Raw genomic sequence first — 26096 nt, 5'->3', positions numbered from 1 at the left:
GCCAAATGCGATCACTCCTTCGTCGACCAGTTCAGGATCGAACAGTCGGGATAGCCGTATCCCCACCGCCAGGACAGGCCGGAACAGGGCGCACCGCCAAATCGCACGGCGAGTTTCATGGCGTCGGCGATCACTTGATAGGCGTTCATGACCCGCGCCGGATCGACATCGTAATACGCGGCGACGTCATCCTTGCGGGTGCCGCCCGTCCGGATGACGCAAAGCCGAAGCTCTTCGTCGGCCAGCAGGCGGGCCGCGTAGCTGTCAGCCGCGGAGGTGGCCTTTCCTGCATCGTGATAGACCCGGTCATGCGCCACGCAGCAGTCTTCCCACGGCGGCAGGTCATTATGCGCCGCAGCAAAATCCGGGAACTGGCCGGACACCAGTTTCCAGATGTCCGACAATCCGCCGCTGCACCCATCGGTGACAAAGGGGCTCAATCCGGTATCCGTTTCAGCGATCCTTGCCATCAGGGCTTCATGCGCCCTCAGTTCGATCTGCCGGGTCAGCCCCCCCGGTTCGGACCCGTCCTGCGCCGCCGCGAGTCCGGCGGAAAAAAGCACACCCGCGCAAATCGCGGCAGCGGCGTCACGGCGAGTCATCGCGATACCCCCGTTCGTTCAGCGACAGGCCCAGTTCCTCGGTCAGCCACAGAACCAGCCGTTCCGGCGTGCTCAGCCCCGCGCGGAATTCCAGAACCTGACGCGCCAGCGCCGGTTCGTCCGTGATCAGCCCGTCCGCCCCCATGGAAATCATCTTGGACATGTCCAGCGGATCGTTGACCGTCCAAACGTAGAGATCCTTGCCGGCGGCCTGCATGCTCCTGGCGAGCCAGGGTTTCGCCTGGCCGGCGCTGACCGCAACGAAATCCCCGACCAGGCCGGCAGGATCACCCACGGCGGTCGCCGCGAGAACCCCGGTGCGCCAGTCCGGACGCAGGTCGCGCATCTTCTGGACCATCGGGTATTTCAGCGACATGGTGGCAATCTGATCCGCCATTCCCAGGTCTTCGACGATCTCCGCCACGCGCGCTTCCAGCTGGTCGTCATGTCCATAGAATTTCAGTTCGATGACGACACCCGCGCGCCCCTTGGCCATTTCCAGCACGTCGCGCAGCAGCGGGGTGCGCTGGTCCGAATACTCCGGGGCGAACCACCCGCCGATGTCGATCTGCGCCAGATCCTCCATCGTCGCGTCCCAGATCTTCAGATCGACGCCGGAGAGCTTCATGAAATCGCTGTCATGAACGACGACGATCTGGCCATCCGCGGTTTCCTGAACGTCGATTTCCACCCAGTCGGCACCATCCTCCAGCGCTTTTTGCACGGAAGCGAGGGTGTTCTCCGGGCGGCTGCCGGCGGCACCGCGATGCGCGATGATCGTCACGTCATCCCGCGTCGAAATCCCGTCCAGCAGTCGCGCCCCGGACCAGAACCCCATTCCGATGACCGCAAGCCCGACCGCCCCGGCGATCACCAACCGGCGCCGCAGACCAGCATCGGCACGTTCCGTCACGGGCGCGAGCTGCCCGCCCCGGTCGAAGAACCCGTCGACGATGCGCGCCAACGCCCCGAGCGCAAGCGCCGAAACCACCAGAGAGGACAGCGCCCAGAGCGCCGACATCCCGAGCGTTACCGCCAGAACGGTCCTCAGCCCGGACTGAAGATCCAGAGGGATCAGGTTCAGCACCAGCCCGAACACGAGCCCGAGCAGGGCGAGCAGACCGAAACGGATGCCGAACCAGATCACGATCCGCCACGCCAGGCGGCCGCGTTCGCCAACCATCAGTTCGGCGCTTTTCCCGAACGCGGCCATTGGCGACGTGCCCTCGAAGACCACCAGATGCAGAGCCAGCGCCCAGCTTGTCAGCCGCGCCAGCAACCACAACAGCAGCGCCAGCAGCAGCAAACCGATCAGCACCGCGGCCCGGATCGCCTCGGGCGGGCGGTTGCTCAGATAGTAGTTGATGTCATACTCACCCATCAGCCACCAGGCGACGAACAGCCCGGCCAGCACGAAGGGCAGGACCATCGCGAGAACCCGCAACAGGAAGAGTCCCGCAAAAAGGATCAGGTGGCGCATCCGCTTGATAATCGAAAACAGGGCGGTGCGCGCCGTGACAAAGCTGTCCTGACCGCCTGCCCGCCAGATCGCGGCCATCAGGGCGAACCCCAGCACCTCGACCACGAGCAGCAGGCTCAGAACCGCCACCGCCGCCACGAAACCACCGGGTGTCAACAGGAAACCGGCTATGTCCTGATCGGTCAGCGCCGCCTGATCGGACATTGAAACCGCCAGATTGATCAGAAGACCGAGCACCGGGGCCAGAACCGCGTAGATGGTGATGCGCAGGACCAGGTAGACGATGACAAGCATCCTTCGGCGTGACCAGGCATCGCCAAACGCACGCAAGACGGTGGAAAGGGAGTTCATGTCGCGTTCTCCGGGGCTGCGTTCCTTCATTGAACGCAACCTGTTTGCAAGACGCAAGATCCCGTCAGTTTTTTTCGAGTTCCGCCGCCAGCCGGAACCCTATGCGGTTCGCGGGGGCGTCGTCGCGGGGTTTCGGAAGGGCGCGCAGCATCACGCTCAACTGGCTGACATGCTGCACAAGCTGTGTGCGCAGGCCGGATGCGTCGCTCCCGTAGAAGGTGACGATGTCCGGATCGAAATACCCCATCCCCTCGATCCGCAGCGCCCCGGCGCCGGCCCCCACAAAGGCGATCGCCACCTCGTGTTCCGCATCCAGTTGCTGTTCGAAATTCCGGATATAGAGGATCAGGCGCTCATAGGCCCATTCCGCCGGACTCTTTCCGGCCACCGGTTGTTTCAGGCGGTCGGGCACCTTGTCCGGGTCGGCGCATCTGGACGGATCGGCATGAACCTCGTGCATCCGGGGCAAGGCATCGGCTTCGATGGCCTCGGCTGTCGTGCTGATCTCTTCATCCATCGCCCGCGCCCTTGGCCTGATAGAGCCACGCCCCGTCGCCGCGCGGTGTGCGGCTGACCAGACCGGCCTTGTAGAGATGATTCACGTTGGCCACGGATTCGACAAGGGCCAGGCCGTATTCGCCTGCCCCGATCCGGCGCTTGAAAAGCGTGGCAAAGCAGTCCGACGCCACGTGCGGTTGTTGCAGGAATTCCAACAGCCGGCGCAGACCGCCGTGATGGTTCTCGATCAACTGGTGCAGCCGAAACGGCAATCCGGTGAATGGCAGCTTGTGTCCGCCCAGCACCAGGTGATCCGCGCGGGCCAGCGGCAGGAACCGTTCGCAGGCCTCCAGCCATTCCGCCAGCGGGTCGGCCTCGGGTTCGGTGGCGTAGACGCCGATGTTCGGACTGATGGACGACAGGATCTGATCGCCCGCGATCACCAGATCGTCCTCGCGGCTCCAGAAAGTGGCATGTTCCGGCGCATGCCCGTTGCCGATATGCACATCCCAGGTTCGTCCGCCCATCTCGATCACGTCGCCCTGCTTGACGCGAGAAAACCCCAGCGGCATCGGAGCGACGATATCGGCGTAGTTGAACGGCTTTTCCTCGGCGCGCTGCGCGTAGATCTCCGGGTCCATCCCCGCGCGGCGCCAGAAAGCCAGCGTCTCGGCCGTCGGGCGCGGCTGGTTGTCCAGGAGAAGCATCCGCGCGAACAGCCAGGCGGTGCGGGTGGTGACGAGTTCCGCGCCGTGATCGGTCTGGAACCACCCGGCGAGTCCTATGTGATCGGGGTGGTGGTGCGTGACGACCACGCGCCTGACCGGCTTGCCGGCGAGCGGGCCGGCCAGAAGCCCGGTCCAGATCTCCCGCGTCAGACCGGTGTCGAACCCGGTGTCGATCAGCGTCCAGCCGTCGCCGTCATCCAGCGCGTAGACATTGACGTGATCCAGTTTCATCGGCAGCGGCAAACGCATCCACAGCACGCCGGGCGCGACTTCCAGCGCCATGCCCCGCTCGGGCGGTTCGTCCCAGGGATACCGGAGAACCGGCGGGACGTCCGCGCCCATGCTCAGGCCACCAGCTCTTCGGTGCTGAGCGCATACAATCCTTCGGCCCCGCTTTGCGCATGGACCAGAAGACCGGCATGTTCCGGCAGCAAACGGGCGATGTAGAACCGCGCCAGTTTTTCGCGCGCACCGCCCTTGTCGGCCAGGGCCGCCATCAGGTGGAAATGCCCGCCGAGCACACGGGCGAAGGCCCGCAGGTAAGGCACTGCCCCCGCAAACCGGTCGTCCATGTCGTCCTGGGCCGCCACCCACTCCGTCGCTTCGCGCAGGGATTCCGTGGCCTGCCAGACCGCTTCGGCCATGTCCGGGAACACGGTCCGCGCGGTTTCCGCATGCGCCTCGATTTCGTCCAGCAGACGGGCGGCCGCCTCGCCGCCGTCCATCATCTTGCGGGCGACGAGGTCCATGGCCTGAATGCCGTTGGTGCCTTCGTAGATCGTCGTCACCCGGACGTCCCGCGCATATTGCGCGGCACCGGATTCCTCGATGAAGCCCATACCCCCGTGCACCTGGATGCCCATGTTGGCCAGATCGACGCCGGTATCGGTTCCGAACGCCTTGGTGATCGGCGTCAGGAATGCCGCGCGCGCCGCCCATTCCGCGTCGCCCGTGGCGGTCTGCATGTCGATGGCGATGGCGCAGGACAGGGCGATGGCGCGCGCCGCGAAAATCTCGGCCTTCATGGTCGTCAGCATCCGGCGCACATCCGCATGGGCCGCGATGGTGTTTCCATGCCGGGATTTGCCCTGCCGGCGTTCCAGCGCATAGCCCAGGGCATGCTGATAGGCCCCTTCGGCAATGCCGATCCCCTGGCCGCCGACGCCGAGGCGCGCGTTGTTCATCATGGTGAACATGGTTGCCATGCCGTTGTGTTCCTGTCCGATCAGCCAGCCGGTAGCACCGTCATACTGCATCACGGCGGTCGGAGAGCCATGCAGGCCCATCTTGTGCTCCAGCGATACGACCTTGAGGCTGTTCGCCACGCCGGCATTGCCGTTTTCGTCCGGCAGGCATTTGGGCACGAGGAAAAGCGAAATCCCCTTGGTGCCCGAAGGCCCGTCCGGAAGCCGCGCCAGTACCAGGTGACAGACATTTTCGGCCACGTCATGATCGCCCCAGCTGATGAATATCTTCTGCCCCGTGACCGCATAGGTCCCGTCGCCGTTGGCTTCGGCCCGCGAGGTCAGGGCGCCGACATCCGATCCGGCCTGCGGTTCGGTCAGGTTCATCGTCCCGGTCCACTCCCCCGAAATCAGCTTCGGCAGGTAGAGCGACTTGATCTCGTCGCTGGCATGATGTTCGAGCGCTTCGATCTGGCCCTGGCTCATCAGCGGCGCAAGTTGCAGCGCGACGCAGGCGGAACTCATCATCTCGTTGACGGCTGTCGTCACCGACATCGGAAGCCCCATGCCGCCGTATTCCGGATCGCCGCTGATGCCGACCCAGCCGCCTTCGGCAATCGACTTCCAGCCATCGGCGAAACCGGGCGACGTGCGCACCGTGCCGTTCTCCAGCCGCGCCGGATGCAGGTCGCCATTGCGCTGCAACGGCGCCAGGACCTCTTCGCACAGCTTGCCGGCTTCGGTCAGGATGGCGCCGACCATATCGGGGCTGGCTTCGGAAAATCGATCCGTCGCGGCAACCTGATCGAACCCGACGACATGATCGAGCAGGAACTGATAGTCTGAAACGGGCGCACGATACGGCATGGTGAACCTCTTGGGCTGTGAAACGGCCGGGCTTGGCATCGGACCAACCCGCCGCTATGGACAATCTCTGAACGCATTCCAAACCACCCTGCCCCGTCACGCAACCGAAACGCCGCGTCACAGCCATGAACCGACAGAACACGGAAATACTGACCGCGTCGGACGCCGATCTGGCCCGCGCCGCAACCTTGCTGGCAGCGGGCGAAATCGTCGCATTCCCGACGGAAACCGTCTACGGGCTTGGGGCGGACGCCCGTTCGAACGCGGCAGTCGCCAAGGTCTACGAAGCCAAGGGACGCCCCAGTTTCAACCCGCTGATCGTGCATGTGGCCAATGCCGCGACCGCGCGACGCTACGTCAAATGGTCGGACTCCGCAGAGCGGCTGGCCATTGCCTTCTGGCCCGGCCCGCTGACATTGGTTCTGCCGCTCAGGGACGGGCATGGCATCAGCCCGCTGGTGACGGCCGGTCTGGACACACTGGCGATTCGGGTTCCGGCCCATCCGGCGGCGCACCGGCTCCTGGAGCTTTTCGACAACCCGGTGGCGGCGCCCTCGGCCAACCCGTCGGGCCGGATCAGTCCGACCAGCGCGGCGCATGTGCTGGCGGGGCTGGATGGGCGCATTGCCGCCATCGTCGACGATGGCGCCTGTCCGGTCGGCCTTGAATCCACCATCGTCGGCCTTGCGGGCGGCGGCCCGGAACTTCTGCGCCCCGGCGGGCTGGCGGAGGACCGGATAGAGTCGGCGCTCGGCCACCGGTTGAGCCATCGCGCCGAGTCCGCCGCCCTTTCGGCCCCCGGCCAGCTTCTGTCGCACTATGCGCCGTCCGCCGCCGTCCGGCTGAACGCGCAGAGCGCCCGCCCCGGCGAGATCCTGCTGGGATTTGGCGACATGGCCTGCACGCTGAACCTGTCCAACACCGGCGATCTGACCGAAGCCGCCGCGAACCTGTTCGATCATTTGCATCGGCTGGACGGGCAGAACCGGCCGATCGCCGTGGCGCCGATCCCGGAACGGGGACTGGGCAAGGCCATCAACGACCGCCTGCGCCGCGCCGCCGCGCCACGCCCGACCAGGAAAACGCGATAGCCCCGCAGATCAGGCGTGACCAGCGCTTGCGGACAGGGTCAGGGGGTCGACGCCAAGCGAGCCAAGCGCCGCGCTCCACTTTTCCGCATCCTTCAGACCGAAAACCAGATCGGGATCGGCATCCGCCGTCAGCCAGCCGTTCATCGCGATTTCGGATTCCAGTTGCCCTGGGCCCCAGCCGGCATAGCCCAACATCATGAGCGCCTGTTCCGGTCCGCTTCCCGTGGCTATGTCTTCGAGAATATCGAGCGTCGCGGTCATCCGGAAACGGTCCGATACCGTCATCGATTGAAGGTTCGAGCAATAGTCGTCGGAATGCAGGACAAAGCCCCGCGCGCTTTCGACCGGCCCGCCGAAATGCACGCTCATGTCGCGCCCCGGCGGCTGCGGCGTGATGCTGAGCTGTTCCAGCAGGTCGGACAACCGCACGTCTTCCGCCGGCTTGTTGACGATGAGCCCCATCGCGCCTTCGTCGCCGTGGCTGCACAGGAACACCACCGAATGATCGAACCTGATGTCCCCCATTCCAGGCATTGCGATCAGCAGTTTTCCGGTCAGATTCATGCGTGGATCCCGTTCTCTCGCCGTCTTTCGCCTCCGCTCTGACACCCAACATGGCCGCCGGGCATGGCCGGTGCAAGTGGCAGATCGGCACAGTGACGGAAATCCGCGCGCCCACCGGAATGTGACTTGGCATTTCATCCCGAATTGCCCATCTATCCGGAATGAAGATCCGTCTTGCATTCCTTTTCGCCCTCTGCGCGGCGTTCGCGCTGCCGGCTCCCGAAAGCCGGGCACAGAGCGCGATGAACGATCTTGTCCAGATCGCAGTGCTCGACGGCGGCATGACCCGGCGCGGCACCTACATGACGGCGCTCGACCTGACCCTGTCCGATGGCTGGAAGACCTACTGGCGCGCGCCGGGAGACGCGGGCATTCCGCCGGCCTTCGACTGGGGCCGGTCCGATAACGTGCGCCAGGTCAGTTACATCTGGCCGACGCCGCATGTATTCGATCAGGGCGGGGTGCAGTCCATCGGCTACAAGACCCGGCTGGTCCTGCCCATCGAGGTCACGCCGCTGGACCCCACGCGCCCGGTGAAGCTGCGCGGCACCATCGACATCGGTCTCTGCAAGGACGTGTGCATTCCCGGATCGCTGTCCGTTGATCACGCGCTGGACGCCGATGCCAAACGCGACCCCGCCATTGCGGCGGCGCTGGCGGACCGCCCCTATACGGAATCCGAGGCAGGCGTCGCCGCTGCCTCCTGCCGCCTGTCTCCGATCGACGGCGGGATGCGGATCGAAGCCCGGATAGACATGCCGTCGGCCGGCGGCAACGAGGTCGCGGTGATCGAACCCGGCAATCCCCAGATCTGGGCATCGGAGACTGAAACCCGCCGCACAGGCGGCACGTTGCTGGCGGCGAGCGATCTGGTTCACGTCGAGAGCGGCCCTTTCGCACTGGACCGGTCGGCGGTTCGCATCACCGTTCTGGGCAAGCGTCACGCCGTTGACATCATCGGCTGCACGCCGGGATAGGATGACGCAAGCAACTCCCTTGCTGGGCGCCATCGCCGTTGTCCTGCGCGGCGATACCGTTCTTCTGGCGCAGCGATCCAAGGCCCCGGACGCCGGTCTCTGGGGATTTCCCGGCGGTCACGTCGAACTCGGAGAGACAGCCCTGGAGGCCGCCCGCCGCGAGTTGCTCGAAGAAACCGGCGTCGCGGCTACTCCGGTCGAATACCTGACCAACATCGACGTTCTGCAACGGGATTCCGCCGGGACGGTTCAGGTGCATTACCTGCTCGCCGCGGTGCTTTGCGACTATGTCGGCGGCACACCCCGCGCCGCGGATGACGTGCTGGACGCCGGATGGGTGGATTTCGACCGGGTCCGCGCCGGACAGCTTCGGATGAGCGCGCGGGTTGGCTCCCTGCTGGACCTGGCGATCGGCCGCCGTCAGGCTCTGCGCGCCCGCCCGTAGGCAAGAAGCGAAACGAGATACCCGGCGGCGACGATCAGCAAGGCCCCCGCCACGAAAAGCGCCAGCGCCGCGCGCGGCGGCGCGAGGTCCCGCGCCATCGGAACCAGCCCCGCCAGGACCGGGGGCAGATCGCCGCGAACCAGTGTCGCACCCAGGGTGGCGGCCAGCCAGACCGACAGCAGGACCGCCGTCGTCCCGACCAGTCCGCACAACAGCCGGTCCGGGCTGCGCAAGGCGCGCCGCAAGGCCATCAGCGGCCGCCGGATGTCGTTCTGCACCGCCACGAGTGCCGGCACCACCAGAAGCACGAGAACCATTCCGAAACCCAGGCCGTAGACCAGAGTGATCACCGTGGGTTTCAGGAATTGCGCCTGCTGGCTCTGTTCGTAGAGCAGCGGCGACAGTCCCAGAACCGTCGTGAGCGTCGTCAGCATGACCGGGCGCAACCTGTCCGTCGCACCCGCGACGATGGACGGAACCAGTCCGCGTTCCTGCGCATACTGGTCGATTGTCGTCACCAGCACGATGGAATCGTTGATGATGATCCCGGTCATTCCCAACAGTCCGACCACGGTGAACATGCTCAGCGGCACGTCCCACAGGGCGTGGCCATAGATCGCGCCGACAAGTCCGAAGGGAATGATCGCCATGACGACGATGGGACGTGTCCAGCTTGCAAAGACCCAGGCCAGAACGAGATAGATGCCGGTCAGGCAGAGGATCAGGCCGTTGCGCGCATCGTTCAGGAAGTCGTCTTCCTGTTCGCTGAGGCCGGACAATCGCCAGTCCACCTGCCGTTCGCTGGCGATTCGCGGCAGGATTTCGGTTTCAAGGGCGATCTGGATGCTTTCCGCCCGTGCCGGATCGTCCTCGGAAATGTCGCCGGTCACCGAGATCAGGCGCAGTCCGTTCTCGCGCCGGATGGTGGCGAACCCGCTGCGCCGTTCGACGCTGACGATGTCGGACAGGGGCACGTAGCTTCCCTGCGGCGTCCGCAGGTAGGTGCGTTCCATGAAATCCGCCGTCAGTTCGCTGTCCGGCAGTTCCACGCGGATCGCGGCGCTGCGCGGCCCGTCGGGATAGGTTGCGGCCTCGATCCCGTTCAGCCGGGCCCGCAGCGCCTGGCCAAGGGAACCGATGGTGAACCCGAGCGCCTGCCCCTGCGGCGTCAGGTCGAGAATAAGTTCCTCCTTGTCATAGGCGAGGTTGTCCTGCACCGCCGACACCTCGGGATAGCGCAGCAAGGCGGCCTGCAGGTCCAGACTCGCCGCCTTGAGCGTCTGGACATCGGCGCCAAAGAATTGAACGTCCAGCGCATCGCCGCCCGGACCGGAACGCCAGCCACGGAACGAAACCGTCTCCACAAGCGGGTGCCGGCGCACACTGTCCTGCAATTCCGCAACGAAGGCGAAGCTGGAATAGGGCCGCAGGTCGGCGTCTATCAGTTCGATGGAAATCCCGCCGAGCAGGTCCGGGTCCTTGGTGTCCACGCCGGACAGGCCGGGGCCGGAATTGCCGCCGATCTCGGCCATCACATAGTCCAGCGGATTGCGCCCGTAGCGGTCCTCGTAGTCGCGTCCGAGCGCCTCGGTCGCGCGCTGCATCTCCTGCATCATGGCCAGCGCGTCCGCGCGCGTGGCCCCTTCGACCATGGCGAAGTTTCCGGTCACGGAGCCCCGTTCGGGCGCATTGAAGAACCGCCACTGCACGTCGCCGCGGATGAAAACCGCGATCTGGCCCGCCAGCAGGGCGACCGCGGCGGCGAGCACCACGTAGCGCCCCCAGACGACCCAGCCCATGAGCGGCCGGAACAGGTCATCCCTGACCCGGCGAAACCCCCGGTTGACGATCCGGTTGGGCCAGTCATACCAATGTTCCTTCGCGGAATGGACAATCGCATGCGACATGTGATTGGGCAGGATCAAGAAGCATTCGACCAGCGACGCGAGCAGCACGGCGATCACCGTGAAAGGAATATCGCGGATCAGGTCGCCGAACCGTCCACCGATGGCCACCAGGCCGAAAAAGGCGATGACTGTCGTCAGGGTGGCGGCGAAAACCGGCATCGCCATCCGCCTTGCCGCGTTCTCCGCCGCCTGAACCGGGTGTTCGCCCAGTCTGCGGGAACGGAAATCCGCATGTTCCCCGACCACGATGGCGTCGTCCACGACAATGCCCAGGGTGATAATCAGACCGAAGAGACTGACCATGTTGAAGGTCAGCCCGGCCACATACATCAGCGCGATCGCCGCGAACATCGCCACCGGGATTCCGGCGGCCACCCAGAATGCGATGCGCGCGTTCAGAAACAGGAACAGCAGCAGGATCACCAGTCCCAGCCCCATCAGCCCGTTGTCCAGAAGAATGTTCAGACGCCCACTGATCGCCTCCGCACGGGTCCGGATCAGGTCCAGGGTCACCCCCGCCGGCAGACTGGCCTGCATTTGCCGGGCCACGTCCTCGACAGTTTTCTGGATGCCGATGGCATCGCCCTGGTCGGATCGGTCCACCCGGATCGAAATCGCCGGATCGCCGCCGACGAAGTAGATGCGGTTCCTGTCGACTCCTTCCACCCGGATCACCGCGATGTCGGCGATGGTCAGCTTGGAACCGTCCGGATTGGACCGCAGGACGATTCCGGCAATATCCTCGGCGCTGCGTTTTTCGGTTCCGGTGCGCACCCTGGCATTGGCTCCCGCAACGTCGCCCGCCGGGTCGGCATTGACCTCGGCCGCGATGGCGGTGGCGATGTCGGTCATGCTGATGTCGTTGGAGATCAGGTTGGCCGACGCCACCTCGACCACCGTTTCCGGCGCGGCAACGCCCCTTATCGTCGTGCGGGTCACACCGGCGGCGAACAGCCGGGTGACAAATTCATCGGCGAAGAGTGCAAGCTGCGCGGGCGCGATCGGCCCGGTCAGCACCACGTCCGTCACCCGGTCCCGCCAGGCGCCGCGCCGCACCGTCGGTTCTTCGGAATCTTCAGGCAGCGTGGTGATCGCGTCCACGGCGGCCTGCACATCGTTCGCGGCCCGCGCCATGTCCCACCCCGGTTCGAAATCCAGGGTAATTGTCGCGCTGCCTTCACGCGAAACGGAGGCGGTGCTTTCAACCCCGTCGACCGCCAACAGCGCCGGTTCGATCAATTGCGCGACTCCGCCGTCCAGATCCTCGGGACCGGCGCCGTCCCAGTCGACCTTGACGGTCACGTTGTCCACGATCACGTCCGGAAAGAACTGCGCCCGCATGTTCGGGACCGCCGCCACCCCCAGCACCAGCATCACCATCAGAAGCAAGTTGGCGGCAGTCCTGTGCCGGGTGAAATAGGACAGAACCCCGCCCGCGGTGTCCGGAATATCCCGCATCGCTTCGCCTACCCGCCGATCCGGGATTCGATCCGCTGCACCAGCCTCGCCGGCACGCGGGCCTCGGCCAGCTGGCCGAGAATACGGGCCTTGGCCTCGGCGGGCAGGCGGTCGTTGGCCTGAACCACCGCGACAAGCTGCGCCCTGCGGTCCTCCGAAAGTTCCAGCATCGCCTGGTCCGGTTGCGGCTGCGAGGCCGCCTCGTCCCGCAACGGGCGCACCTGAATGCCCGGACCCAGCAACGGCGTGCGCCCGACGACCACCTCGCGCCCGTCCAGGCCGGCGCCACGCACCAGAACGTCGTCGCCCTGGCGGCGGATCAGGTTCACCGGCAAGGCGCTCAACCGGTCGTCGGCATCGATCACCAGAACCGAACCCGACGCGTCCAGCGCCGAGGCCGGCAGGCGCACCACATTGTCAAACGCGGGTTCCTGCACCGACACGGTGACGAAATCGCCGGGCTTGAAACCCGGAGCGGCCCCCAGACGGGCAAAGATCAGCCGTCCCGATTGCCCGTCGCCCGCCGAGGCGCTGTCGCGGCTGATCCGTCCCTGCGCGGTCAGTTCCGCCCCGCTCACGTCGAGCGTCGCGGTCACGCTGGCGGGGATCAGCACGCCGCCGTCATCCAGCAGCCGGGAATATTGCGCGGTCGAGATCCGGAACGCGACCTCCAGAGCATGGGGATCGACCAGAAGCGCCAGTTTTTCGTTGGCGGACACCAGACGGCCTTCGACCAGATCGACGTCGCTCAGGACACCGTCAAAGGCCGCCATCACGGTGGTTTCGGCCAGGTCGCGCCGCGCGCTTTCGACCGCGATTTCGGCCCGCGCAAGCCGCGTCGCCGCCTGATCCAGCCGCGCCTCGGCCTGCGCCACCGCCTGCCGGCGCGACAGCACCGCCTGGCGGGCCGCCGCGGCGGCGAGTTCCGCGACCTCGACCGCGGCGGCGGTTCCGACGCCGCGCGATTGCAGATCGTCCTGCCGCCCGAACGCGCGTTCCCGCAGCTCGGCCTGGTCCTGCGCCGCGACGAGTTCATCGCGGGCCAGCGCCAGCGATCTCTCCGCATCGCGGCCTTCGGCCTCCGCGTCCATCAGATCGTTCCGCAGACGGTTCAGCTCCGACTGCGCATTCGCCGGGTCGATCTGAACCAGCACTTCGCCGGCCGTGACCGCGCCGCCTTCCTCGAAATTCTCCGACAGGCCGATGATGCGGCCACCCATCGCGGTCCGAAGTTCGAGCGTCCGGCGGCTTTGCACCTGTCCGAAGGCTTCCATCACCGGCACGATCGTTTCCGTGCTGGCGGTCACGAGGTTGACGGCGAACACCCGCTCGCGGGCCGGCGGCGGCATCTTGTCATCGCTCATACGGATCTGGACGGCGGACAATACAAGACTGGCGGCATAGACAAGCAGCGCCAGCGCAACGGACGCCAGGAACAGGCCGACCAGACTTTGCCGCAAAAATCGCATGGGTTCACACCTTCAGGAAACGCGATGCCCCCTTGTTTCAACCTAGCGAGACACGGGAAAATGCCAAGCCACAACCGGTTGAGCCAGCGAAAGCGTTACTTCCGCCGCTGGTGTTCGTCCAGCCGCGGCATGATTTCGACGAAGTTGCAGGGCCGGTGGCGATAATCCAGTTGCAGGGAGAGGATGCCGTCCCAGGCATCCTTGCAGGCGCCGGGGCTGCCGGGCAGCGCGAACAGGTAGGTTCCGCCCGCCACCCCGGCGGTAGCGCGGGACTGCACCGCGCTGGTGCCGATCTTCTCCATCGAGATCATGGTGAAGACGGTCCCGAAAGCGTCGATTTCCTTTTCATAGACATCCCGGTGGGCCTCCACCGTGACGTCCCGGCCCGTCAGGCCCGTTCCCCCGGTGCTGATCACCACGTCGATGTCCGGATCGGCGATCCAGGCCCGCAACTGATCAGCAATCTGGTCCCGTTCGTCACGGATGATCTTGCGCTCCGCCAGCCTGTGGCCGGCGGACTGAAGGCGGTCCACCAGAACCTGCCCCGACCGGTCCTCGTCCAGAGACCGGGTGTCGGACACGGTCAGCACCGCGATCCGGATCGGGATGAAATCCTTGGTTTCGTCGATTCGGGACATGATCTAGGTCCTTTCCATGACGGCCAGCCGGACCGCCAGCGCCGCGAAAATACCGCCGCTGACATAGTTCAGCCAGGTGCCGCCGCCCGCCAGCCGCCGCCGGGCGCTGCCCGCGAAGATCCCGGCCAGCCCGTTGATCACGAACCCGCCAAGCGACAGAACGCCGCCGAAGATCAGAAACTGCGTCAGGATCGAACCGGCCGACGGGTCCACGAATTGCGGCACGAAGGCGAGTGTGAACAGAATGACCTTGGGATTGGTCAGGTTGACGATCAGACCGTTGCGAAAGGCCCGCGCCGATCTGACTTGGTCGGGGACCGCGTTTTTCGATTGGCCGGCGATCGCGCCCCAGGCGAGCCAGAGCAGATAGGCGACCCCGATCCAGCGGATCACGTCGAACATCCAGGGAAAGGCCGCGACCGTGGCGCCAAGGCCAAGCCCGGCGACCACCGCGTGCACCATGCCGCCAAGCGCGATGCCCGCGCTCGCGGCGACGGAGGCGCGGCCACCGGACCGCAACCCCTGCCCCATGCAGAACATCATGTCGGCCCCCGGCGTCAGGTTCAGCGCCAAAGCCGCCGGAAGGAATGCCGCGAGAACCAGTGGATCAACCATCGCGCAACCGTGCTTTCAGGGACAGAAGGTCGGCCCATGCCTCGCGCTTGGCTGACGGGGTGCGCAACAGGTAGGCGGGATGGACCATCGGCAGCACCGGCCGTCCCATCGCCTCGGCCCATGTGCCGCGCAGCCGCAGGATGCCCCGCCGTCCGAGCACCGCATCGCAACTGATGTTGCCCATCAGGACGATCAGTTCCGGGGCGGCCAGTTCCACATGCCGCGCCAGGAAGGGACGCATCATCGCGATTTCATCCGGCTTCGGGTCGCGGTTCTGCGGCGGCCGCCACGGCAGCACGTTGGTGATATACACCGACGCCTCCCGGCTGAGGTCGATGGCCGCCAGCATCCTGTCGAGCAATTGACCGGCCCGCCCGACGAATGGGCGGCCTTCGCGGTCCTCGTCACGGCCGGGCGCTTCGCCGATGATCATCACGCGGGAACTGGCAACGCCATCGGAAAACACCAGGCTGCGCGCACCCTTCTTCAGATCGCACAGCTCGAAGGCTGCCAGCGCATCCCGCAGATCGGCCAGGGTCGCCGCGCCCGACGCGGCCGCCCCCGCCGCCGCGACCGGGTCATCCGGTGCAGGCGCAGGAACCGAAAGAGGGGCCGCTGCTGTCCGGCGCGGTCTTGCCAGCCAGGGCGCCGTTCCCGGCAAGCCGAAACGATCGACCGGCGAATCCCCGATCGCCTCGGTCGCGCCGAGTTCGAACTGCCATTCCAGCAGGGCTTTCGCCGTCCGATGATCCAGTGCCGATTCCATGATCCGCACGCTAGACGTTTCGCGGGCCGGGGAAAACCGCCAGAAACGCCGCGGTGGTGCGATTGCCGGGATTTCCAGCCTTCGATCTTCCGGGGGCGGACGGCCATGCTTGCCCGCCCAGCACAGCCTTTCTATAAGGAGCCGACCAAGACCGGAGCGCCCATGTCCTTTGACCATCGCCATCTTCTGGGGATCGAACCGCTCGGTCCGCACGACATCACGACGATCCTGGATCTTGCCGAAGACTACGTGGCGCTTAACCGCCAGACCGCCAAGCATTCGGATGTTCTGGCCGGGCTTACGCAGATCAACATGTTCTTCGAGAATTCGACCCGCACCCAGGCGTCTTTCGAGATCGCGGGGAAACGTCTTGGCGCGGACGTGATGAACATGGCGATGCAGGCGAGTTCGATCAAGAAAGGCGAAACCCTGATCGACACGGCGCTGACGCTGAACGCCATGCACCCCGACCTGCTGGTGGTGCGGCATCCGCAATCGGGCGCGGTGGATCTCTTGGCGCAAAAGGTGAACTGCGCCGTTCTGAACGCCGGCGACGGGCGCCACGAACATCCGACACAGGCGCTGCTGGACGCGCTGACGATCCGCCGCGCCAAGGGCCGGCTGCATCGGCTCAGTATCGCCATCTGCGGCGACATCGCCCATTCCCGCGTCGCGCGGTCCAACATCCTGCTGCTCGGAAAGATGGAAAACCGCATCCGCCTGATCGGCCCGCCGACGCTGATGCCCTCCCGGATCGACCAGTTCGGGGTCGAGGTCTTTGACGACATGAACGCGGGTCTTGCCGACGTGGACGTCGTGATGATGCTGCGCCTTCAACGGGAACGGATGGACGGCGGTTTCATCCCGTCCGAACGGGAATATTACCACCGCTACGGGCTGGACGCCGAAAAGCTGGCGCTGGCGAAACCCGACGCCATCGTCATGCATCCCGGCCCGATGAACCGCGGAGTCGAGATCGACGGAACATTGGCCGACGACATCAACCGCAGCGTCATCCAGGACCAGGTCGAGATGGGCGTCGCCGTGCGCATGGCGGCGATGGAACTGCTGGCGCGCAACCTGCGGGCAAGCCGACCGGACGCCGCATGACCGGACCTGTCACGGTGCCCGCCAACGAGACGGGAAAACTGCGCCTGTTCGCGTTGGACATGCCCGCCGAACAGGCGCGGGCGTTGCGCGACTCAGGTGGGATCGACGGGCTTCTCGGTGTGTTGCAGGTCGATCCGGCCTATGTCGAAATCTTCCTGGTCAAGGATCTCGACGGGCTTGGAATCACCGGATACCTCACCGAAGGCTGTGGCATCCCGCAGGAGCAGGTCGCCCAGGACCGGACCCACCTGCAGGCCCTGACCGGCTATGTAGTTCTGGTGTTCAGCCGCGCCTTTGGCGGGCGGGAGGTCACGTTGCATCCCGCGGCCGAACTGGAACTGATCGCCACCTACAGCGAACGCCCGGTGGACTGGTCGGCAACTCCGATCCCGACGGACAGCGCCCGGAAACGCGCCGGTTCGCCGCAGTCACCGCGTGATCGCCGCAGCCATGCGCGGCGCATCGGCGGTGGCATCTTCGCCATTTTCATGGTGCTGATCGCGGCCGGCCTGTATCTGGTGCTCCGATGATGCAGGACACGACCCGCTTCACTGCCGACCGGCAGGCCTATGTGCAAAGCCACGTCACCCTCGCCGCCGTTGCCATGGCGCTCGCCATGCTGATCCTCTGGCTGATCGGCAGCCCGCATGTCTGGACCGGCGCGGTCGCCGGCCTTGCCGCCGTCGCCTTCCGCGGCTGGTTCCTCGCCTCCGAGGCGCTGGCCGAGACCTGGGAACTCGACGGCGACACGCTCACCGGCCCCGGCGGCCGCCGCGTCCCGTTCGACCAGATCGAAACCCTGCGCAGCATGGGCCGCTTCGTGCAGATCATCACCAAGGGCGGCGACAAGCACCTGATCAAGTACCAGGCCGATCCGGCCGCCACAATCGCGACCATCGAAAGGCACCGCCGATGACCGCCACGCTCTTCACCAACGCCCGCCTGATCGACCCCGAGGCGCGCAGCGACCATCCCGGCAGCCTGCTGGTGGAAAACGGGCGCATCACCGCGGCGGGCGCCGAGGTCGCGGTGCCCGAGGGCGCCAACCTCATCGATTGCCGCGGCAAGTGCCTCGCACCGGGCATCGTGGATATCGGCGTCAAGGTCTGCGAGCCGGGCGAGCGGCACAAGGAAAGCTACCGCTCCGCCGGGCTGGCGGCGGCGGCGGGCGGCGTCACCACCATGGTGACCCGCCCCGACACCACCCCGGCCATCGACAGCCCGGAAACGCTCGAATTCGTCACCCGCCGCGCCAATGCCGCCGCCCCCGTCAACGTCCTGCCCATGGCCGCGCTGACCAAGGGCCGGCAGGGGCGCGAAATGACCGAGATCGGTTTCCTGATGGACGCGGGCGCGGTCGCCTTCACCGATTGCGACCATGTGGTAACCGACACCAAGGTCTTCTCCCGCGCCCTCACCTATGCCCGTTCCCTAAACGCGCTGGTGATCGCCCATCCGCAGGATCCGGGCCTGTCGGACGGGGCCTGCGTGACCTCGGGCAAGTTCGCGAGCCTGCGCGGGCTGCCCGCCGTGTCGCCGATGGCCGAGCGCATGGGGCTCGACCGCGACATCGCGCTGCTGGAAATGACCGGCGCGCGCTATCACGCAGACCAGATCACCACCGCCCGCGCCCTGCCCGCGCTTCAGCGCGCCAAGCGCAACGGGCTGGACATCACCGCCGGGGTCAGCATCCACCACCTGACGTTGAACGAACTCGACGTCGCCGATTACCGCACTTTCTTCAAGGTCAAGCCGCCGCTGCGCGCCGAGGACGACCGGCTGGCGGTCATCGAGGCGCTGCGCGACGGGCTGATCGACATCATCTGTTCGATGCACACGCCGCAGGACGAGGAAAGCAAACGCCTGCCGTTTGAAGAGGCCGCCAGTGGTGCCGTGGCGCTGGAAACCCTGCTGCCGGCGGCGCTGCGCCTTGTTCACAACGGTGATCTCGACCTGCCGACCCTCTTCGCCGCCCTGTCGCTGAACCCGGCCAGACGGCTCGGCCTGCCCTGCGGCCGTCTCGCCCCCGGCGCGCCCGCCGACCTGATCCTGTTCGACCCGGACAAACCTTTCGTGCTCGACCGCGCCACCCTGCGCAGCAAATCGCGCAACACCCCGTTTGACGGGCAGCGGATGCAGGGTAGGGTCCTCGCGACCTATGTCGCCGGAACCGCCGTCTACCGGAGCGCCTGATGCCCGCACTCGAATCCACCACCGCCCAGCTGATCCTCTGGACCCTCGTCGGCTACGGGCTCGGTTCGATCCCCTTCGGCATGATCCTTGCCCGTCTCATGGGGCTCGGCAACCTGCGCGAGATCGGTTCGGGCAATATCGGCGCCACCAACGTGCTGCGCACCGGCAACAAGCTGGCCGCCGCAATGACCCTGCTGCTCGACGGGGCAAAGGGCGCGGCCGCCGTTCTGCTGGCCCGCGCTTTCGCGCCCGAGGATTCGGTGCAACTGGCCGCGCTGGCCGCGATGATCGGCCATTGCTTTCCGGTCTGGCTGGGCTTTCGCGGCGGCAAGGGGGTGGCGACGTTCCTCGGCGTGTGGCTGGCGCTGGCCTGGCCGGTCGGACTTGCCTGCTGCGCCACCTGGCTTGCATCCGCCGCGGTGTTTCGCATCTCGTCCATGGGCGCGCTTGTGGCCGCGGCCGCGTCCACGATCTGGGCCGTCTTTCTTGGCTTCGGCCAGGACCTGGCCCTGGGCATGATCCTGACCGTTCTGGTGTTCTGGCGGCATCGCGAAAACATCACCCGCATCCGGGCCGGCACCGAAAGCCGCATCGGTCAGGGGAAGTGAAGCACCCGGCCCCGGCGAGATCGCGCGCCGGGCCGAATCATCAATAGCTGTAGTCGGCGTAGATCCGGTTAATATCGCCGTTCCAGTCGCCGTTGTAGCGTCCGAGCAGTTCATCCGCAGGGACCTGCCCCGATTCGACGCTTTCCTTCAGGGCGTTGAGGAAATGAGTCTCGTCGGGCACCATGCCGCCCGCGCCGGGTCGGGCGCGGGCCTTCAGACCCGCTTCGGCTATCGCCACCGTTTCCCGCGCCAGGTCGAGCATCCGGATGTCACCCACACGGGCCTGCAAGGCATCCTTGCTGGCGGCCACACGCAAGGACTCGCGGGTTTCGGAATCCCAGTTCTTCGCCAGGTCCCACGCCGCGTCCAGCGCGGTTTGATCATACATCAGGCCGACCCAGAAGGCGGGCAAGGCGCAAAGCCGCCGCCAGGGACCACCATCCGCCCCGCGCATCTCGATGAATTTCTTGATCCGCGCCTCGGGGAACAGGGTCGTCAAATGATCGGCCCAGTCGCTCAGCGTCGGCTTCTCGCCGGGCAGCGCCGGCAGTTCGCCTTTCAGGAAATCGCGGAACGACTGGCCCAGCGCGTCGATATACTGCCCGTCGCGGTAGACGAAATACATCGGCACATCGAGCGCGTATTGCACCCAGCGTTCGAAACCGAACCCGTCCTCGAACACAAAAGGCACCATGCCCGTCCGGTCCGCATCCAGATCGCGCCAGACGCGGGACCGCCAGCTCTTGTAGCCGTTCGGCTTTCCGTCAAGGAAGGGTGAATTGGCGAACAGCGCCGTCGCCACCGGTTGCAGCGCCACCGCGACGCGCAGTTTCTGCACCATGTCCGCTTCGGAGGCGAAATCGAGGTTGACCTGGACCGTGCAGGTGCGCCGCATCATGGTCGTGCCCATGGTGCCCACCTTCTGCATGTAGGAGTCCATCAGCTTGTAACGCCCCTTGGGCATCAGCGGCATGTCCTCGTGTTTCCACACCGGCGCCGCACCGAGACCGATGAACCCGACGCCCACCTTGTCGGCCACGTCCTCGACTTCGCGCAGGTGTTCGTTCACTTCGTCGCAGGTTTCATGGATCGTTTCCAGAGGCGCACCGGACAGTTCCAGCTGGCCGCCGGGTTCCAGCGATACGTTGGCGCCGCCCTTTTCCAGCCCGATGAGGTTTCCTCCCTCTTCGACCGGAGACCAGCCCCAGACATCGCGCAATCCTTCCAGCACGGCGCGCACCGATCTCGGACCGTCGTAGGGAATGGGTTTCAGCGTGTCCTTGCAATAGCCGAACTTCTCGTGCTCGGTGCCGATGCGCCAGTCAGCTTTCGGCTTGCAGCCGTCCGCGAGATATTCGGCCATCTGCTCGTGTCGCTCGATCGGTCCACCACCGGATTGGGGAATAGACATTGCGGGCTCCGATCCTGTTTGTCGCTGTGGCGGCCAGAAGTGCGGTGAATTGACCGGGGTGTCAATGCAGCCTTTGGTGCGCGGGGCGCATCGGCCGGCGTTCCCAGATCACGACGGGGTGGTCCGCCCGGCCCTGAAGTTCCGCGAGCATCCGCTCGGTGCGGATGCCCGGCAGGGTCGCGAAAACGTCGAACAGCGCATCCGCCCCTTCGGCGTTGACCGGGATGAACAGCGGCAATTGCCCCGGCTGGTCCAGAACCCAATGGGCGGGCGTGCCGGTCGGGTCCAGCGCCAGCCGTTCGAGGTCTTCCACGGCGATGGCGCCACCGTTCAGCGGCCCGAAATAGTGGATCTGGCGTTCGTCGACCTGCACGACGCCCGGTCCGCCGCCACCGGCGCGGAACCGGCCGCGCTGCGCCCCGATGACACAGAGGGCGGTCCCCAGGACGCACAGCGCCAGGCCAACCCAGCCCAGCAATCCGCCCGGCCCGATCATCCACCACAGGCCGAGTGCGGCAATCGCAAGACCTGCTAGCGCTTCGCGCCAGCGCCGGAACCCCGCCCGGACCTCGGGTCTGATGAAACTCATGCCACCCTCCCGCGGCCGGAGACGAAGGTTGCGACGATCCGGCAGGCCCGGCGGCGAAGGGGTGCAACGTCACCGGGCACGCCAATCTCCCAGGGCTTGCTGCCACAGCGTCAGGGCCGCAACCGCCGCCGTGTCCGCGCGCAGAATTCGGGGACCGAGACTGACGGTGTGTGCGAAGGGCAGGGATTCGAGCCGCGCCCGTTCGGACGGCGAAAAACCGCCCTCGGGACCGATCAGTATGGCCCAGGGCTGACCCGCCGGCATCGCCTCCAGTTCCAGGTTCTGTCCGGCGCGGCTTTCGTCGCAGAACATCAGGTGCCGCCCGGCCGGCCAACCGTCCAGGAGCCGATCCAGCCGGATCAGCTCGGCCACGACCGGAACAAAGGTTCCGCCGCATTGTTCGGCGGCTTCGATGGCATGGGCCTGCAGGCGGTCCTGCCGGATACGGTCGGCGTTGGTGTAGTCGGTCTGCACCGGAACAATCCGCGCCGCGCCCATTTCCGCGGCCTTTTCCACGATGAAATCGGTGCGCGCCTTCTTGATCGGGGCGAACAGGAGCCAGAGATCGGGCGGCAGGCGCAGGGGCGCGCTGCGTTCGATGCAGTCCAGCGCGCCGCCCCGCTTGCCCGCCTCGGCGACCTCGGCCAGCCATTCCCCGTCGCGCCCGTTGAACAGCGACACCATGCCCCCGGCGGCCAGCCGCATCACCCCGAAAAGGTAATGCGCCTGGTCGCGGCTCAAAGGAACCGATTGCCCCTGCCCCAGAGGGTGATCTACATACAGCCTGATCTTTGCACTCATGAAAGCCTACATATGCAAGGCAATGCGCCAACACCAGATGGTCAGGTCGCCGATGCTCCTTCCGGCAACTGGGTCGATCACTATGCGCCCGCGGGTGCGCGGCCCTATCTGCGCCTGTCCCGCGCCGACAGGCCGATCGGAACCTGGCTTCTGCTGCTCCCCTGCTGGTGGGGTCTGGCGCTGGCAGTGCTGGCCGATCAGTCGCCGCGCTGGGAGGACGCCTGGATCGCGCTTGGCTGCGCGGTCGGGGCTTTCCTGATGCGCGGCGCGGGCTGCACCTGGAACGACATCACCGACCGGGATTTCGACGGCCAGGTGGCGCGCACCCGGTCGCGCCCGATCCCGTCCGGACAGGTCGGGGTGCGCAGCGCTTTCGTGTGGATGTGCGTCCAGTCCCTGCTCGCCTTCGCCATTCTGCTGACGTTCAACCGGGCCGCCATCTTACTCGGCATCCTGTCGCTGCTGTTCGTCGCGATCTATCCGTTTGCGAAAAGGTTCACCTGGTGGCCGCAGGTTTTCCTGGGCCTCGCGTTCAACTGGGGGGCCATGCTCGCCTGGACCGCGCACGCCGGCGCGCTGCACTGGCCCGCGGTCGTGCTTTATCTGGCCGGAATCTCCTGGACGCTGTTCTATGACACGATCTATGCGCATCAGGATACCGAGGACGATGCCCTGATCGGGGTCAAATCGACCGCGCGCCTGTTCGGCGCGGACACGGTGCGCTGGCTGAAATATTTCCTGGCAGGCACCGTTTCCCTGATGGCGGTGGCGGTCATCCTGGCTTTGATGCCGAAAGCGTCCTTCATGGCGCTCGTCCTGGCCCTTGCGGGACCCTGGGCCATGGGCTGGCACATGGCCTGGCAGCTGCGCGGTTTCGACCACACCAACGGCGCCAAGATGCTGCAACTGTTCCGCGCCAACCGCGATACCGGCCTTATTCCGCTCATCTTTTTCAGCCTCGCCGCCTTCGTTTGATTGAACCCCTCCGCCGCGGCGGGTATGAAACCGGCAATCCAGAGGATGCCCCGACCCGAGATGAGACTTTCTTCGCTTTTCATCATCGTGATGAGCTTTGCGCTTGGCGCGGGGCTTTGCGTGCTGGCGGCCGGTTTCGCCGTCACGGCGGTGGAGAGGACTTCCGAGACCGATGTCCGCCACGTTCTGGACGAAGCCGGATACGAATGGGCCGAAGTGCAGGCGAACGGCTTGCAGGTGATCCTGTCCGGCACCGCGCCGACAGAGGCACGGCGGTTCAACGCGATCAGCCAGGTGGCCGGAGTGGTGGACGCCGCGCGGATCATCGACACCATGGATATTACTCCCACGGCCGATCTGGATGCGCCCAGCTTCTCGGTCGAGATATTGCGCAACGACAGCGGGATATCGATCATAGGCTTGATTCCGGCCGCCACCGACCGCGACGCGCTGGTGGACCGGCTCACTGAAATCGCCGGCGCCGACCCGGTCAGCGATCTTCTCAACGTAGCCGACTATCCGGTGCCCGACGGTTGGGAAGATGCGCTGGGGTTTTCTGTTGTCGCCCTGTCGCGCCTGCCTCGGTCCAAGCTGTCAGTGGACCCCGGCCGGGTTCGTGTCACCGCGATTTCGGACAGCGCCGAAGCCAAGACCTCGCTGGAAAAGAGCCTCACCCGCGCCGCACCGCCGGGCCTGCGCCTGGCGCTCGACATTGCGGCGCCGCGCCCGGTAATCGCGCCATTCACGCTGCGCTTCCTCATCGACGAGAACGGCGCGCGCTTTGACGCCTGTTCCGCCGAGACCGAAAAATCCCGAAGCCGGATCCTGAATGCCGCCTTCCGGGCGGGTCTGTCCGGCAACGACGCCTGCACCATCGGCATGGGAGTGCCTTCGCCGCATTGGGCCGAGGCGGCGGAAGTGGCCATCGCCGGACTGGCGGAACTGGGCGGCGGATCGGTGACTTTCGCCGACGCGGACGTGACGCTGGCTGCGGCGGAGGGCACGAATCCGGCGGTGTTCGATCGGATCGTCGGTGAACTGGAGACCGAATTGCCGGACGTCTTCGCCCTGCACGCCGTGCTGCCCGAACCCGAAGAAAAGGCCGCGAGCGGGCCGCCGGAATTCGTCGCGACGCTCAGCCCGGAGGGCCTGGTGCAACTGCGCGGGCGTGTCGGTGACGAAACCCTTCGCTTGGCGGCGGACAGCTATGCCAAGGCCCGGTTCGGTTCTGCCAATGTCTATACGGCGACGCGGGTCGTCGAGGACCTGCCCAACGACTGGCCGGTGCGCGTGCTGGCCGGTCTCGAAGCGCTGTCGATGCTCAGCAACGGCGCCCTGATCGTCGCCCCCGACAACGTGACCCTGAACGGTGTCAGCCAGAACGAGGCCGCCAATGCCGAGATCGCAGGGCTTCTGGCCGAACGCCTTGGCGAGACCGAAACCTACGAACTGGACATCACCTATCGGCCGCCCCCGCCCCCTGCCGACCTGCCACCAGACCCCGAAGTCTGCGAAGCGGAACTGGTGCAAATCCAAGCCGTCAACAAGATCCAGTTCGAACCCGGGTCGGCCACGATCGCCGCGGAGTCGCTGGACACGATGAATGAGATCGCCGATATCCTGCGGGAATGCGGCGAAATTCGACTGGAGATCCAAGGCCATACCGACAGCCAGGGACGCGAAAGCATGAACGAGCAACTCAGCCAGGCCCGTGCGCAGTCGGTCCTGAACGAATTGCGCTCCCGCCGCGTGCTGACATCGACCTACGTGGCCGTGGGATATGGGGAAAGCACGCCGATCGCCAGCAACGACACCGAAGAAGGCCGCGAAGAGAACCGGCGCATCGAATTCCGGCTGATCCGCCCGGAACCAATGCAGCCCGAATCGCAATCGACGCTGGATGCGGTCGCCGCCGATCCTTCGGACATCGAACAGGACGCGGAAGAAACGGACGCGGAAAACCCCGCCGAGAAGGGACCAGAGAATGAACAGAACTGAGTTCATCATCGCAACGGCCATCATCCTGTTCGTCGCCTTCGCGACCGGATGGTTCGCGAACTGGCTGGTGCACAGGTTCACCCGCGTCAACCAAAGCGATGTCGGAGAACTGGACCGGATGAGCCAGGAGCTCCACGAGGCCGAGGAAACCCGCGATCAGGCGATCACATACCTGCAGCAGCGCGAGGCGGAACTGACCAACCAGCTCACTCAGACCGAGGCGGAACTGCGCGCGGCGATGGACGGATTGCGGGACGCCCGTCACGATGCCGACGAATTGCGCGGCTATGTCGAGCGTATGAAGGCAGGCCGAGGCTGAGGCCGCCTGCCGTCACCAGCGATCGAGCGCGGCCTCGTCATCCGCCTTGGCGGCGACCCATTCCGCGCCGGAACGGGTGATTTCCTTTTTCCAGAACGGCGCGCGCGACTTGAGATAATCCATGAGATATTCCGCCGCCTCGAAGGCAGCCTTGCGGTGCCGCGCGGCGGTTGCGACCATCATGATCCGTTCGCCGGTTTTCAAGCCGCCGTAACGGTGGATGACCATGACGTCGCCCAGCGACCAGCGCCGTTCTGCCTCTTCCGCGATCCCGGCGAGCGCGGCCTCGGTCATGCCGGGGTAGTGCTCGATCTCCATCGTTTCCAGGTCGCCCACCTCGTTGTCGCGGACAACGCCGACAAAGGTCACAATGGCCCCGGTGTCGCCCGCGCCAAAGTCCCGGAGTTCCGCCGCCGGATCGAACGGTTCTTGCTGCACGGCGATCCGCATCG

Annotated in this window: 26 protein-coding genes; 11 read left to right on the top strand and 15 right to left on the bottom strand. The window is 66.0% G+C overall.

Annotation, left to right across the window (positions count from 1 at the left end):
• Positions 1–11: 11 nt before the first annotated feature.
• The 5 genes from QO034_RS03945 to QO034_RS03925 all read right to left on the bottom strand — a co-directional run bounded on the left by QO034_RS03945 (position 12) and on the right by QO034_RS03925 (position 5710).
• Entirely contained in the window at positions 12–602 is a 591-nt protein-coding gene (locus QO034_RS03945; protein ID WP_284484197.1) for a hypothetical protein, read from the bottom strand.
• Entirely contained in the window at positions 589–2433 is a 1845-nt protein-coding gene (locus QO034_RS03940; RefSeq protein WP_284484196.1) for a glycerophosphodiester phosphodiesterase family protein, read from the bottom strand. Before QO034_RS03940 ends, QO034_RS03945 begins: the two co-directional genes overlap by 14 nt.
• A gap of 64 nt (positions 2434–2497) precedes the next feature.
• Entirely contained in the window at positions 2498–2950 is a 453-nt protein-coding gene (locus tag QO034_RS03935) for a DUF6173 family protein (RefSeq protein WP_284484195.1), read from the bottom strand.
• On the bottom strand, positions 2943–4001 hold the full coding sequence (locus tag QO034_RS03930) for an MBL fold metallo-hydrolase (RefSeq protein ID WP_284484194.1): 1059 nt from the start codon (positions 3999–4001) through the stop codon (positions 2943–2945). The genes QO034_RS03935 and QO034_RS03930 overlap by 8 nt, the downstream gene beginning before the upstream one ends.
• A gap of 2 nt (positions 4002–4003) precedes the next feature.
• On the bottom strand, positions 4004–5710 hold the full coding sequence (locus QO034_RS03925) for an acyl-CoA dehydrogenase (protein WP_284484193.1): 1707 nt from the start codon (positions 5708–5710) through the stop codon (positions 4004–4006).
• A 125-nt stretch (positions 5711–5835) separates the two neighbouring features.
• Between QO034_RS03925 and QO034_RS03920 the strand changes: the two genes are divergently transcribed.
• Positions 5836–6801 (top strand): L-threonylcarbamoyladenylate synthase, encoded by a 966-nt coding sequence (locus tag QO034_RS03920; protein WP_284484192.1) that lies wholly within the window; start codon positions 5836–5838, stop codon positions 6799–6801.
• 9 nt (positions 6802–6810) lie between these two features.
• Here the strand turns inward: QO034_RS03920 and QO034_RS03915 are convergent, their stop codons facing one another.
• A complete protein-coding gene (locus QO034_RS03915; RefSeq protein WP_407696717.1) occupies positions 6811–7365 on the bottom strand; it encodes a YqgE/AlgH family protein in 555 nt (184 codons plus the stop codon).
• 242 nt (positions 7366–7607) lie between these two features.
• On the opposite strand from QO034_RS03915, the gene QO034_RS03910 reads away from it, so the two are divergent.
• Positions 7608–8342, top strand: a complete 735-nt coding sequence (locus tag QO034_RS03910; RefSeq protein ID WP_284484190.1) for a protein-disulfide reductase DsbD domain-containing protein — start codon at positions 7608–7610, stop codon at positions 8340–8342.
• Between the two features lies 1 nt (position 8343).
• Positions 8344–8787, top strand: coding sequence for an NUDIX hydrolase (locus tag QO034_RS03905; RefSeq protein WP_284484189.1), 444 nt, complete (start codon positions 8344–8346; stop codon positions 8785–8787).
• Here QO034_RS03905 and QO034_RS03900 read toward each other — a convergent pair.
• From QO034_RS03900 to QO034_RS03880, 5 genes are all read right to left on the bottom strand, one after another.
• Positions 8763–12152 (bottom strand): efflux RND transporter permease subunit, encoded by a 3390-nt coding sequence (locus tag QO034_RS03900; RefSeq protein WP_284484188.1) that lies wholly within the window; start codon positions 12150–12152, stop codon positions 8763–8765. The two genes, QO034_RS03905 and QO034_RS03900, sit on opposite strands and share 25 nt — an antisense overlap.
• Positions 12153–12160: 8 nt before the next feature.
• Positions 12161–13621: an efflux RND transporter periplasmic adaptor subunit gene (locus QO034_RS03895; protein WP_284484187.1), complete on the bottom strand. Its 1461-nt coding sequence runs from the start codon at positions 13619–13621 to the stop codon at positions 12161–12163.
• 95 nt (positions 13622–13716) lie between these two features.
• Positions 13717–14259: a molybdenum cofactor biosynthesis protein B gene (gene moaB / locus QO034_RS03890; RefSeq protein ID WP_284484186.1), complete on the bottom strand. Its 543-nt coding sequence runs from the start codon at positions 14257–14259 to the stop codon at positions 13717–13719.
• Between the two features lie 3 nt (positions 14260–14262).
• A complete protein-coding gene (locus QO034_RS03885; RefSeq protein WP_284484185.1) occupies positions 14263–14874 on the bottom strand; it encodes a LysE family translocator in 612 nt (203 codons plus the stop codon).
• On the bottom strand, positions 14867–15640 hold the full coding sequence (locus QO034_RS03880; protein WP_284484184.1) for a uracil-DNA glycosylase: 774 nt from the start codon (positions 15638–15640) through the stop codon (positions 14867–14869). Before QO034_RS03880 ends, QO034_RS03885 begins: the two co-directional genes overlap by 8 nt.
• 162 nt (positions 15641–15802) lie before the next feature.
• On the opposite strand from QO034_RS03880, the gene QO034_RS03875 reads away from it, so the two are divergent.
• The 5 genes from QO034_RS03875 to plsY are packed head-to-tail and all read left to right on the top strand — an operon-like array spanning position 15803 to position 19551.
• Positions 15803–16750, top strand: coding sequence for an aspartate carbamoyltransferase catalytic subunit (locus QO034_RS03875; protein WP_284484183.1), 948 nt, complete (start codon positions 15803–15805; stop codon positions 16748–16750).
• Positions 16747–17280 carry a hypothetical protein gene (locus QO034_RS03870; protein WP_284484182.1) on the top strand — a complete coding sequence of 178 codons (534 nt, stop codon included), beginning with the start codon at positions 16747–16749 and terminating at the stop codon, positions 17278–17280. Before QO034_RS03875 ends, QO034_RS03870 begins: the two co-directional genes overlap by 4 nt.
• Complete coding sequence (locus tag QO034_RS03865) at positions 17277–17666, top strand: hypothetical protein (protein WP_284484181.1); 390 nt, start codon at positions 17277–17279, stop codon at positions 17664–17666. The genes QO034_RS03870 and QO034_RS03865 overlap by 4 nt, the downstream gene beginning before the upstream one ends.
• Positions 17663–18943: a dihydroorotase gene (pyrC, locus tag QO034_RS03860; RefSeq protein ID WP_284484180.1), complete on the top strand. Its 1281-nt coding sequence runs from the start codon at positions 17663–17665 to the stop codon at positions 18941–18943. Before QO034_RS03865 ends, pyrC begins: the two co-directional genes overlap by 4 nt.
• A complete protein-coding gene (gene plsY / locus QO034_RS03855; protein WP_284484179.1) occupies positions 18943–19551 on the top strand; it encodes a glycerol-3-phosphate 1-O-acyltransferase PlsY in 609 nt (202 codons plus the stop codon). Before pyrC ends, plsY begins: the two co-directional genes overlap by 1 nt.
• A gap of 40 nt (positions 19552–19591) precedes the next feature.
• On the opposite strand, the gene QO034_RS03850 is transcribed toward plsY, so the two are convergent.
• The 3 genes from QO034_RS03850 to QO034_RS03840 form a co-directional block, all read right to left on the bottom strand.
• Positions 19592–20962, bottom strand: coding sequence for a glutamate--cysteine ligase (locus QO034_RS03850; protein ID WP_284484178.1), 1371 nt, complete (start codon positions 20960–20962; stop codon positions 19592–19594).
• 61 nt (positions 20963–21023) lie between these two features.
• Complete coding sequence (locus QO034_RS03845; RefSeq protein WP_284484177.1) at positions 21024–21551, bottom strand: hypothetical protein; 528 nt, start codon at positions 21549–21551, stop codon at positions 21024–21026.
• Between the two features lie 69 nt (positions 21552–21620).
• Positions 21621–22352 carry a 16S rRNA (uracil(1498)-N(3))-methyltransferase gene (locus tag QO034_RS03840; RefSeq protein ID WP_284484176.1) on the bottom strand — a complete coding sequence of 244 codons (732 nt, stop codon included), beginning with the start codon at positions 22350–22352 and terminating at the stop codon, positions 21621–21623.
• Positions 22353–22364: 12 nt separating this feature from the next.
• Here QO034_RS03840 and ubiA point away from each other — a divergent pair, with 12 nt between their 5' ends.
• Genes ubiA through QO034_RS03825 form a run of 3 tightly spaced genes read left to right on the top strand, consistent with a single transcriptional unit; the run spans position 22365 to position 25644 of the window.
• Positions 22365–23327, top strand: a complete 963-nt coding sequence (ubiA, locus tag QO034_RS03835) for a 4-hydroxybenzoate octaprenyltransferase (RefSeq protein WP_284484175.1) — start codon at positions 22365–22367, stop codon at positions 23325–23327.
• 60 nt (positions 23328–23387) lie between these two features.
• Positions 23388–25325: an OmpA family protein gene (locus QO034_RS03830; RefSeq protein ID WP_284484174.1), complete on the top strand. Its 1938-nt coding sequence runs from the start codon at positions 23388–23390 to the stop codon at positions 25323–25325.
• On the top strand, positions 25312–25644 hold the full coding sequence (locus QO034_RS03825; RefSeq protein WP_284484173.1) for a hypothetical protein: 333 nt from the start codon (positions 25312–25314) through the stop codon (positions 25642–25644). The genes QO034_RS03830 and QO034_RS03825 overlap by 14 nt, the downstream gene beginning before the upstream one ends.
• A gap of 12 nt (positions 25645–25656) precedes the next feature.
• Here QO034_RS03825 and QO034_RS03820 read toward each other — a convergent pair whose 3' ends face one another.
• Positions 25657–26094 (bottom strand): molybdenum cofactor biosynthesis protein MoaE, encoded by a 438-nt coding sequence (locus QO034_RS03820; RefSeq protein ID WP_284484172.1) that lies wholly within the window; start codon positions 26092–26094, stop codon positions 25657–25659.
• Positions 26095–26096: the final 2 nt, after the last annotated feature.

The organism is Sedimentitalea xiamensis (assembly GCF_030164465.1).
GTDB classification, from domain to species: domain Bacteria; phylum Pseudomonadota; class Alphaproteobacteria; order Rhodobacterales; family Rhodobacteraceae; genus Sedimentitalea; species Sedimentitalea xiamensis.
Note: the sequence above shows the minus strand (reverse complement) of the source record. Positions and strands in the feature narration are given on the sequence as shown.

Bases quoted from the DNA above. Each gene is read 5' to 3' on its own strand.
- QO034_RS03945 (WP_284484197.1), bottom strand. From the start codon at position 602: ATGACTCGCCGTGACGCCGCTGCCGCGATTTGCGCGGGTGTGCTTTTT.
- QO034_RS03940 (WP_284484196.1), bottom strand. From the start codon at position 2,433: ATGAACTCCCTTTCCACCGTCTTGCGTGCGTTTGGCGATGCCTGGTCA.
- QO034_RS03935 (WP_284484195.1), bottom strand. From the start codon at position 2,950: ATGGATGAAGAGATCAGCACGACAGCCGAGGCCATCGAAGCCGATGCC.
- QO034_RS03930 (WP_284484194.1), bottom strand. From the start codon at position 4,001: ATGGGCGCGGACGTCCCGCCGGTTCTCCGGTATCCCTGGGACGAACCG.
- QO034_RS03925 (WP_284484193.1), bottom strand. From the start codon at position 5,710: ATGCCGTATCGTGCGCCCGTTTCAGACTATCAGTTCCTGCTCGATCAT.
- QO034_RS03920 (WP_284484192.1), top strand. From the start codon at position 5,836: ATGAACCGACAGAACACGGAAATACTGACCGCGTCGGACGCCGATCTG.
- QO034_RS03915 (WP_407696717.1), bottom strand. From the start codon at position 7,365: ATGAATCTGACCGGAAAACTGCTGATCGCAATGCCTGGAATGGGGGAC.
- QO034_RS03910 (WP_284484190.1), top strand. From the start codon at position 7,608: ATGAACGATCTTGTCCAGATCGCAGTGCTCGACGGCGGCATGACCCGG.
- QO034_RS03905 (WP_284484189.1), top strand. From the start codon at position 8,344: ATGACGCAAGCAACTCCCTTGCTGGGCGCCATCGCCGTTGTCCTGCGC.
- QO034_RS03900 (WP_284484188.1), bottom strand. From the start codon at position 12,152: ATGCGGGATATTCCGGACACCGCGGGCGGGGTTCTGTCCTATTTCACC.
- QO034_RS03895 (WP_284484187.1), bottom strand. From the start codon at position 13,621: ATGCGATTTTTGCGGCAAAGTCTGGTCGGCCTGTTCCTGGCGTCCGTT.
- moaB (WP_284484186.1), bottom strand. From the start codon at position 14,259: ATGTCCCGAATCGACGAAACCAAGGATTTCATCCCGATCCGGATCGCG.
- QO034_RS03885 (WP_284484185.1), bottom strand. From the start codon at position 14,874: ATGGTTGATCCACTGGTTCTCGCGGCATTCCTTCCGGCGGCTTTGGCG.
- QO034_RS03880 (WP_284484184.1), bottom strand. From the start codon at position 15,640: ATGGAATCGGCACTGGATCATCGGACGGCGAAAGCCCTGCTGGAATGG.
- QO034_RS03875 (WP_284484183.1), top strand. From the start codon at position 15,803: ATGTCCTTTGACCATCGCCATCTTCTGGGGATCGAACCGCTCGGTCCG.
- QO034_RS03870 (WP_284484182.1), top strand. From the start codon at position 16,747: ATGACCGGACCTGTCACGGTGCCCGCCAACGAGACGGGAAAACTGCGC.
- QO034_RS03865 (WP_284484181.1), top strand. From the start codon at position 17,277: ATGATGCAGGACACGACCCGCTTCACTGCCGACCGGCAGGCCTATGTG.
- pyrC (WP_284484180.1), top strand. From the start codon at position 17,663: ATGACCGCCACGCTCTTCACCAACGCCCGCCTGATCGACCCCGAGGCG.
- plsY (WP_284484179.1), top strand. From the start codon at position 18,943: ATGCCCGCACTCGAATCCACCACCGCCCAGCTGATCCTCTGGACCCTC.
- QO034_RS03850 (WP_284484178.1), bottom strand. From the start codon at position 20,962: ATGTCTATTCCCCAATCCGGTGGTGGACCGATCGAGCGACACGAGCAG.
- QO034_RS03845 (WP_284484177.1), bottom strand. From the start codon at position 21,551: ATGAGTTTCATCAGACCCGAGGTCCGGGCGGGGTTCCGGCGCTGGCGC.
- QO034_RS03840 (WP_284484176.1), bottom strand. From the start codon at position 22,352: ATGAGTGCAAAGATCAGGCTGTATGTAGATCACCCTCTGGGGCAGGGG.
- ubiA (WP_284484175.1), top strand. From the start codon at position 22,365: ATGCAAGGCAATGCGCCAACACCAGATGGTCAGGTCGCCGATGCTCCT.
- QO034_RS03830 (WP_284484174.1), top strand. From the start codon at position 23,388: ATGAGACTTTCTTCGCTTTTCATCATCGTGATGAGCTTTGCGCTTGGC.
- QO034_RS03825 (WP_284484173.1), top strand. From the start codon at position 25,312: ATGAACAGAACTGAGTTCATCATCGCAACGGCCATCATCCTGTTCGTC.
- QO034_RS03820 (WP_284484172.1), bottom strand. From the start codon at position 26,094: ATGCGGATCGCCGTGCAGCAAGAACCGTTCGATCCGGCGGCGGAACTC.